The organism is Burkholderia sp. Ac-20345 (assembly GCF_017104825.1).
GTDB classification, from domain to species: Bacteria; Pseudomonadota; Gammaproteobacteria; order Burkholderiales; family Burkholderiaceae; genus Burkholderia; species Burkholderia lata_B.
Genome location: NZ_JAAGPO010000544.1, coordinates 1 through 577, shown reverse-complemented (window position 1 = coordinate 577; position 577 = coordinate 1). Strand labels below are relative to the sequence as shown.

Genomic DNA, 577 nt, shown 5'->3' with positions numbered 1-577 from the left:
CGACCGGTTCGCCGCGTGCATCGCGCGCCGCGTGGCCGTCGTGCACGAGCAGGATGTCGCGTGCGGCGAGACCGTGCAGCAGGCGGCGCGTGACGGTCGCGGCATCGCGCGCGCGCGTATCGAAACCGCGCCGCGTCCAGCTCGCCAGCTGCAGGCCGAGTTCGCACAGCACCGGTTCGAGAAACGGATTGCGCAGGCCGGCCGGCGCGCGGAAGAACAGCGGACGCGTACCGGCGATCTCGGTCAGCGTTTGCTGCGCGGCCGCGATCTCGCGCCGCAGCGCGGCGGGCCCCGACAGCGAGAACGTATGCACATGCCGCTGGCTGTGGTTCTCGATCGCATGGCCACGCGCGACGATTGCTTCGATCCACTGCGGATGACGACGCGCGAGATCGCCGATGCAGAAGAACGTCGCGCGCGCGTCGTAACGATCGAGCAGGTCGAGCACGCGCGGCGTGACGTCCGGGTCCGGGCCGTCGTCGATCGTCAGCGCGATGCGGCGGCCGGCGTCGGCCGGCAGGCGCGTCCAGTTCGGGCCGAGCAGCGTGCTGCGCGGCCACAGGCCGGCGGCGGAGGT

1 protein-coding gene is annotated in these 577 nt (G+C 72.4%); it reads right to left on the bottom strand.

Annotated features, from left to right (window positions below; translation table 11 throughout):
- Positions 1 to 577: polysaccharide deacetylase family protein (locus G3O06_RS48560; protein ID WP_205820494.1), on the bottom strand; the 577-nt coding region annotated here is incomplete at both ends.